Origin of the sequence: Streptomyces sp. NPDC058092, from assembly GCF_042884935.1 — a bacterium.
Classification (GTDB): Bacteria; Actinomycetota; Actinomycetes; order Streptomycetales; family Streptomycetaceae; genus Streptomyces.
The window spans coordinates 321,321-328,156 of the sequence record NZ_JBHVSY010000008.1 but is presented as its reverse complement, the minus strand read 5'-3'; the positions used below and the strand labels follow the sequence as shown (position 1 = coordinate 328,156).

6 protein-coding genes and 1 pseudogene are annotated in these 6,836 nt (G+C 68.3%); 5 read left to right on the top strand and 2 right to left on the bottom strand.

Annotated elements, in window-relative coordinates; all coding sequences use genetic code 11:
* Positions 1–275, top strand: a 275-nt coding sequence (locus ACFVV1_RS16590; RefSeq protein ID WP_389989904.1) for a hypothetical protein, incomplete at its 5' end; no start/stop codon positions are given.
* A 1,738-nt stretch (positions 276–2,013) separates the two neighbouring features.
* Here ACFVV1_RS16590 and ACFVV1_RS16585 read toward each other — a convergent pair.
* Complete coding sequence (locus tag ACFVV1_RS16585; protein WP_389989903.1) at positions 2,014–2,283, bottom strand: hypothetical protein; 270 nt, start codon at positions 2,281–2,283, stop codon at positions 2,014–2,016.
* A gap of 120 nt (positions 2,284–2,403) precedes the next feature.
* Between ACFVV1_RS16585 and ACFVV1_RS16580 the strand changes: the two genes are divergently transcribed.
* Positions 2,404–2,763 carry an arsenate reductase family protein gene (locus tag ACFVV1_RS16580; RefSeq protein WP_389989902.1) on the top strand — a complete coding sequence of 120 codons (360 nt, stop codon included), beginning with the start codon at positions 2,404–2,406 and terminating at the stop codon, positions 2,761–2,763.
* Positions 2,764–2,916: 153 nt separating this feature from the next.
* Here ACFVV1_RS16580 and ACFVV1_RS16575 read toward each other — a convergent pair whose 3' ends face one another.
* Entirely contained in the window at positions 2,917–3,828 is a 912-nt protein-coding gene (locus tag ACFVV1_RS16575) for a Gfo/Idh/MocA family protein (protein ID WP_389989901.1), read from the bottom strand.
* A 188-nt stretch (positions 3,829–4,016) separates the two neighbouring features.
* Between ACFVV1_RS16575 and glnII the strand changes: the two genes are divergently transcribed.
* The 3 genes and pseudogenes from glnII to ACFVV1_RS16560 all read left to right on the top strand — a co-directional run.
* A complete protein-coding gene (gene glnII / locus ACFVV1_RS16570) occupies positions 4,017–5,051 on the top strand; it encodes a glutamine synthetase (RefSeq protein WP_389989900.1) in 1,035 nt (344 codons plus the stop codon).
* Between the two features lie 341 nt (positions 5,052–5,392).
* Positions 5,393–6,004, top strand: coding sequence for a winged helix-turn-helix domain-containing protein (locus tag ACFVV1_RS16565; RefSeq protein WP_389989899.1), 612 nt, complete (start codon positions 5,393–5,395; stop codon positions 6,002–6,004).
* Positions 6,005–6,400: 396 nt separating this feature from the next.
* A pseudogene (locus ACFVV1_RS16560) lies at positions 6,401–6,836 on the top strand (hypothetical protein); the annotation flags it as partial.

Genomic DNA, 6,836 nt, shown 5'->3' with positions numbered 1-6,836 from the left:
TCGTCGTCCCACCACCGGTCGTCGGGGTCGTCGTCCCACCACCGGTCGTCGGGGTCGTCGTCCCACCACCGGTCGTCGGGGTCGTCGTCCCACCACCGGTCGTCGGGGTCGTCGTCCCACCACCAGTCGGCGGAGTCGTCGTCCCACCACCAGTCGGCGGAGTCGTCGTCCCACCACCGATCGTGTTACCGCCGCCGACGGTGTTACCACTCCCCGCGATGACGGAGCCGCCGATGGTCGAACCAATAATTTGGTTCAGGTTGTTGGTTGTCTGATTGATGACTTGGGTGACTTGGTTTATCACCGTCTGCGACAGGCCAAGGCTTCTCCCCGTGGCCTGTACCGCCTCCAGGCCCCGCGCCCTCGCCGCTTCCGGGGAGGCGCCTCCCCTTATCGCCGCTTGTACCGCACTCTTTCCGGCAGCTGTGGCAGCGGCTACACCTGCTCCGCTTCCTGCAGATGTCGCTGCTCCCCCACCGGTGCAGGCCACAGGGCCTACGGAGAAGCTGCCCGCGCCCGTTACGGCGGTCGGTCCGATACGACCGTCAGGGGAAGGGCGCACCACCATCCCCCCAGGCGAGACGGTGAACGTCCCCGTGGGATCGAAGTTCTCTCCCGTCAGGCTACTTGCTACCACCCGACACGTCTGGTTCGGGACAGCGGAAGCCGGCTCGACGGTGGTCGCAGCCAACCCTCCGACAAGCGCGACGGTCGCAGCGGAACTCAGGGCGATTTTTCCTCTCACGGTTTTCTCCTTTTCGGCACTGTGCTTGCTTATTCCAGTCACGTGCCATCGTGAGCGGCGGGCCATAATCACGGCGTGGCTCTGGCCTAACGCTGACGTAGTGGCTGGACCGGCAGCAGCAACTCCGAGTTGAATCCCTCCTCTGACAGCTTGCACGTTCTCTTTGAGGATGTCGCGCCGAAAGCTTTTCCGGATTCAACCAGTCATGACTGGAGAGTTGACTCCAGCGACTGCTCGCTGGGCACCGGTAGGCGGGTGCGCGTTGGGAACAACTGAAGAGCAGGCGAAGCATGAGAAAATGTACGCGAAGGCACTGAGAGAGCTGGGGCAGGTGCCGTACGAGACGTAACCCGGAGAATGTGACCCAGCCGAACGAGACAGGCCAGCAGCAGACCGGGCCGAACGATACGATGGTTGTCAACGCCCAGTACTAGTTCTACGAGAATCGTCCTCATTGAGCGATAGCGCTGGGGCCGCAGAAGCCCCAGCGCGCCGATGGGACATTCCAGTTCACTCCGAGCCTTTGGGCTGATGAACATGAAGAAGACAACCTTGCGGAACATCAGTGCCGCAGCGGCAGCCTCCTTCTTGGCGGCCGGCATATTGGGCACATCAGCGAGTGACTCCGTTGCCTCGCCACAGAATTCTCAGGTCGCACCGTCGGTGCTCAAGTGCTACACAACCATTAACAATTCAAACGAGACCGTTTGCTATCGGGTTTCGCAGCGGGCTCTGAATACGGGCAGCCGGATTGTATTCTTCCCCTTCCTCATTCAGGTGCCCACGCCTTCGAATCCCCCAGCTCCGGCCGTCGTGAATGTTTTGCCGCCGCCTCCGCCGGATCTTCCTCCAGGGGATGCCTCCAGTGGCACCGGACAGTCACCCCAGCCACCAGCCGGCTGAGATCGCCTTCACCGGGTACCGCTCGCCTCAGTCAAAGGGGCGGCGGGCGGGGCCGCAGGCCGTGTAGGCCGGGCGGGTGACGGGCCGGGCCGGAGCGGCGGTCGCACTCAGGAGGGAACGGCTGCCCCCTGGAGTCGCGGCGTCCCGGAGGCTGCGGTCGTGACAGCGGACGACGGGACCGTCCCGACGGCCTCGGCGTCCGGGACCCGTGCCACTGCCACTGCCACTGCCACTGCCACTGCCACTGCCACTGCCACTGCCACTGCCACTGCCACCTGCAGTGGGTTCTGAGCCGGGTGCGGTCGTACGTGCCTGTGCCCCCGGGATTCCGAGGGCACAGGCTTCGGTGCGCGAGCAGTCGATCGTCAGCGGCCGTATCGGATCAGGGCGCGGACCATGCGGCAGGTCGTATCGGACGGCGGGTGAATGCCGATGCGCTCGGCAATCGTGCATATCTTGTCGTTGGTCGCGGTCGACGGGTAGTAGACGCCCGTGTCGAGCAGGGCGATCGCCAGGCGCATGGCCTTCAGGCGGCGGTTGTGGGTGACGTACCACTCGCGGGGCCGGCCCGCGGGGAGTGGTTTCTTCCGCAGGGGCTTGTGGAGCGGCTCGGTCGTGACTGCGGCAACGGCCATGGGCAACCTCCTGGCACGGTCGTGGATCCCTCACGAACTACCTCTATTTTACGGTCCAGCACTGACAATCGTCGCTGGTCGGCGGGGCTTTCGGGGCGTCCCTCCCGTACCGTTGGCCCCATGGAGATCTGGATCAATCCCGCCTGTTCCAAGTGCCGCAGCGCGGTGACGCTGCTCGATGCGGAGGGTGCCGATTACACCGTCCGCCGCTATCTGGAGGAGGTGCCGTCGCCGGACGAGATCCGGGCAGTGCTCGACCGGCTCGGGCTGGAGCCGTGGGACATCACGCGGACGCAGGAGGCGGAGGCGAAGGAGCTCGGGCTCAAGGAGTGGCCGCGCGAAGCCGGTTCACGGGAGCGGTGGATCTCGGCGCTCGCCGGGCATCCGAAGCTGATCCAGCGGCCGATCATCACGGCCGACGACGGGACCGCCGTCGTGGCACGCACGGACGAGGCGGTACGGGACGCCATGGGGCGCTGAACACGCCAAGGAGCGCTGAACGCACCTCACGGTGCCGAACAAGCACGCCTTGGAGCAGCGAACACCGTCGCCAGTGCGCACGCGTACGCCGCTTCCGTACGCGTGGCCCCGTCCCCCGTCCGCAGGCGCGCGCACGCTCGTGCCCCCTCGGGCCTACTCCCCCGCGCGTTCCTCCGCCTCGGCCAGCAGTTCAGTCAGGCGTACTCCGAACCGCACGTCGCAGGGGTGCGGCTCCCCCGTGCGTACCGAATCGATCAGTGCGTCCACCGCCGCCCGGAAGGAGCCGACCGGATCGCTCCACCGCGGCAATGCGACCGTTCCCTGTTCGCCCCGGAGCTCGATCTCCGTGCCGACCGCCCCCACCGGGGCACCCAGTGCGAGCGTCACGGTGCTGGACGCGCCGGAGGTGTGGCGGAGGATCAGGTGGGTGGTGTCGGACGGGCCGCGGGCCGCGGTCAAGCGTGTCACGTCACCCAGGACCGGGATCAGGACCGACAGGACGTGCGGGCCGACGTCCCACAGGCCGCCCTTCTCACGGCGCCAGGGCGAGGCCGCGTACTCGCTGGTCGCGCCGGGGGCGAACAGCGCCCCGATCCACTCGGCGCGGGCGGTGAACCAGCCGTCCACGGCTGCCTGTTCGGTGATCCAGTCGGATGTCTCGGCCGCGAAGCGCAGGGTGCAGAAGACGATGGACGCAGCCCCCGTCTGCTCGGCGGCCCGGGCGACCTCACGGGCTGCCGCCACGGTGGTCGCGACCGGCTTGTCCAGCAGCAGATGACGGCCGGTGGCGGCGGCGCGGGCGGCGAGCGGGGCCTGAACGTCCGGCGGCACGGCGAACGCGATGGCGTCGCTGACCGCGAAGAGCTCGTCGATGCCCGCCTCGTCGGTGTACGCCGTGGTGCCGTGGGCGGTGGCCAGCGCGTTCGCGGCTTCGGGGCGGCGGCCCCACACGCCGCTCAGTACGACGCCGGGGTGGGCGGCGAGGGCGGGGGCCGGGGTGTTCCGGGCCCAGGGGCCCGCACCGACGAGGCCGATACGCAGGGGGGTCGCGGGGAGTGTCGTCATGGGGCAAGTCTGCCGGGTTCACCGGCCCGGTCCCGTGTAACGCGGGAGACCTCGGTAACACGGGGTTCACATATGGGCAACGGACAGGAAATCGCGTCTTGCGAAGCTGCGCTGCAGAGACCGGACCGGGACCGCAGCACCCGCAGCACCCGCAGCACCCGCAGCACCCGCAAAAAAGGATGGCTTCCGTGACGTTCAAGTCTGAGTACATCTGGATCGACGGCACCGAGCCGACCGCCAAGCTCCGTTCGAAGACGAAGATCATGGCCGGGAGCCCCTCGCAGGACGTGGCGGAGCTGCCGATCTGGGGCTTCGACGGTTCGAGCACCAACCAGGCCGAGGGCCATGTCTCCGACCTGGTGCTGAAGCCCGTCTTCACGTGCCCGGACCCGATCCGCGGCGGGGACGACATCCTCGTCCTGTGCGAGGTCTTCGACATTGACATGACGCCGCACGAGACCAACACCCGGGCCGAACTGCGCCCGTCGGCCGAGCGGTTCGCCGGCCAGGAGCCGATCTTCGGCATCGAGCAGGAGTACACCTTCTTCGACGGCCACCGCCCGCTCGGCTTCCCCGAGGGCGGCTTCCCGGCCGCGCAGGGCGGCTACTACTGCGGTGTCGGCGCCGACGAGATCTTCGGCCGCGACATCGTCGAGAAGCACCTCGACAACTGCCTGAAGGCCGGCCTCGGTATCTCCGGCATCAACGCCGAAGTCATGCCCGGCCAGTGGGAGTTCCAGGTCGGCCCGCTGTCCCCGCTGGAGGTCTCCGACCAGCTGTGGATCGCCCGCTGGCTGCTGTACCGCACCGCCGAGGACTTCAACGTCTCCGCGACCCTCGACCCGAAGCCGGTCAAGGGCGACTGGAACGGCGCGGGTGCGCACACCAACTTCTCCACCAAGGCGATGCGCGAGGGCTACGACGCGATCATCACCGCGTGCGAGTCGCTGGGCGAGGGCTCGAAGCCGATGGACCACGTCAAGAACTACGGCGCGGGCATCGACGACCGTCTGACCGGTCTGCACGAGACCGCCCCGTGGAACGAGTACAGCTACGGCGTCTCCGACCGCGGCGCCTCGGTCCGCATTCCGTGGCAGGTCGAGCAGGACCGGAAGGGCTACATCGAGGACCGCCGCCCGAACGCCAACGTCGACCCGTACGTCGTCACGCGGCTGATCGTGGACACCTGCTGCACCGCGCTGGAGAAGGCCGACCAGGTCTGATCCTCGACCGCCGTCAGCACGAGGGGGCGTCCACCTGGCCGGGTGAACGCCCGCGGGCAGGTGAGGAACGTAACGCCAAGGGTCTGTATCGACGCTGAGAGAGGCCTGCTGCGCCGTCACGTTCTCTGGTTCAATAGGGGTATGGCCAGCATCCAGTACACCTCGACAGGTCGCAGCGACCTCGAACCGTTCTGGCCGTCCCGTCAGCATCACGACTTCGACCGGGTGTGTTGCCGCGCGTTGAACGCGCAGGCCCTCTAAAGCCGCTCACCCCGGCCTTCGGTCCGCGCGCCGGCAAGTCCGTCCCTCGACGACTCCTTCGCGCGAAAGAGCTGACCCTCATGGCGAACACTCGTACCTTCTCCGCCGCATCTGCTGCCACCGCGGTGCCTTCGGCGGCCACCACCTCGGCCCGCTCCCTCTCCCCCAACCGCCACCGGCTGCGTGCCGTCGACCCCGACGAGGTCGTCCAGCTGGCCGATGTGGCCGAGCTCCTGCCGCCGGCTGCCACCTGGCTGCCCGCACCCCAGCACACCGTTCCGGCGCTGCCGGGCCGCCCGCCGATGATCGGCTATCTGGTGCTCGTACCGGCCGATCAGCAGCCGGCCGTCACCGCGGCCACCGCCGCGGCCGCGCAGTACGTGGTGCCGGAGCCGGTGGAGGACCCGGCCGCGGGTCCGGTGCGCATCGACCTCGTACAACGCATCGCCGCGGTCGACGGGAACACGCTCGATCTCACCTTCCTGGAGTTCGAGCTGCTCGCCCACCTCGTCGCCCACCCGCACCGGGTGCACACCCGCGATCAGTTGGTGACCACGGTCTGGGGCTACGGACATGTGGGCGACGGACGCACCGTGGACGTCCATGTCGCCCGGCTGCGCCGCAAGCTGGGCGCCGAGCACCGCCGGACGATCCAGACGGTGCGGCGCGTCGGCTACAAGTACGCCCCCTGAGGCCTGTTTCCGTACGCAGCCAAGCACACCGCTCGGTCGGACTCTTGCCCTCAGCTGCCCATATCGGGCCACCGTGTGGTGGCCGCAGCCAGCTCGGCCGCCGCTCGGTAGCTCCCCGGTGAGGTCGCATGCCTCCAGGATCTCCTGGATCTTCCTGCTGTTCTTCACACCTGCCGGTTTCGCCGACCGGTATCGGTTCAGGTCCCGGGAGACATAGCCGTCCGTAGGGAAACCCCTGGCCATGGCTGGGGCGCAAGTGGCCGCCTGCGGGGAGTATCCACTGGCTGCCGTCAGCTGAGCCCGGTCACGCCGACGTCACGCCGCGGTGATGCCCAGCACACCACGATGGCTGGTGCAGGCAAGCGCAAACCCGCTTTCACACGCAAGGAAACCACCATGATGAAAAGCATTCGGCAAGGAATTCCCCGCCTGGTCGGCGTGTCGTGCTTGGCCGCGGCGCTCGCCGGCGGGGTAGGCGCGACGAGCGCCGCAGCAGCGCCCCAGACCCCGTCCGCAAACATCTGCAGTCGGTCCCAGCCGCAGTTCTGCAACGGCAATGTGCTCCAGCAGGGCGCGCAGACCGGCCGGGGCAACGTCCTCCAGCAGGGCGCACAGACCGGTCCCAGCCGGGGCAACGTCCTCCAGCAAGGCGCGCAGACCGGCCGGGGCAACGTCCTCCAGCAGGGCGCGCAGACCGGCCGCGGCAACGTCCTCCAGCAGGGCGCACAGACCGGTCCCAGCCGGGGCAACGTCCTCCAGCAGGGCGCACAGACCGGTCCCAGCCGGGGCAACGTCCTCCAGCAGGGCGCACAGACCGGCGGCCCCGGCAAGT

Bases quoted from the DNA above. Each gene is read 5' to 3' on its own strand.
- ACFVV1_RS16580 (WP_389989902.1), top strand. From the start codon at position 2,404: ATGGAGATCTGGATCAATCCCGCCTGTTCCAAGTGCCGCAGCGCGGTG.
- ACFVV1_RS16565 (WP_389989899.1), top strand. From the start codon at position 5,393: ATGGCGAACACTCGTACCTTCTCCGCCGCATCTGCTGCCACCGCGGTG.
- ACFVV1_RS16575 (WP_389989901.1), bottom strand. From the start codon at position 3,828: ATGACGACACTCCCCGCGACCCCCCTGCGTATCGGCCTCGTCGGTGCG.
- ACFVV1_RS16585 (WP_389989903.1), bottom strand. From the start codon at position 2,283: ATGGCCGTTGCCGCAGTCACGACCGAGCCGCTCCACAAGCCCCTGCGG.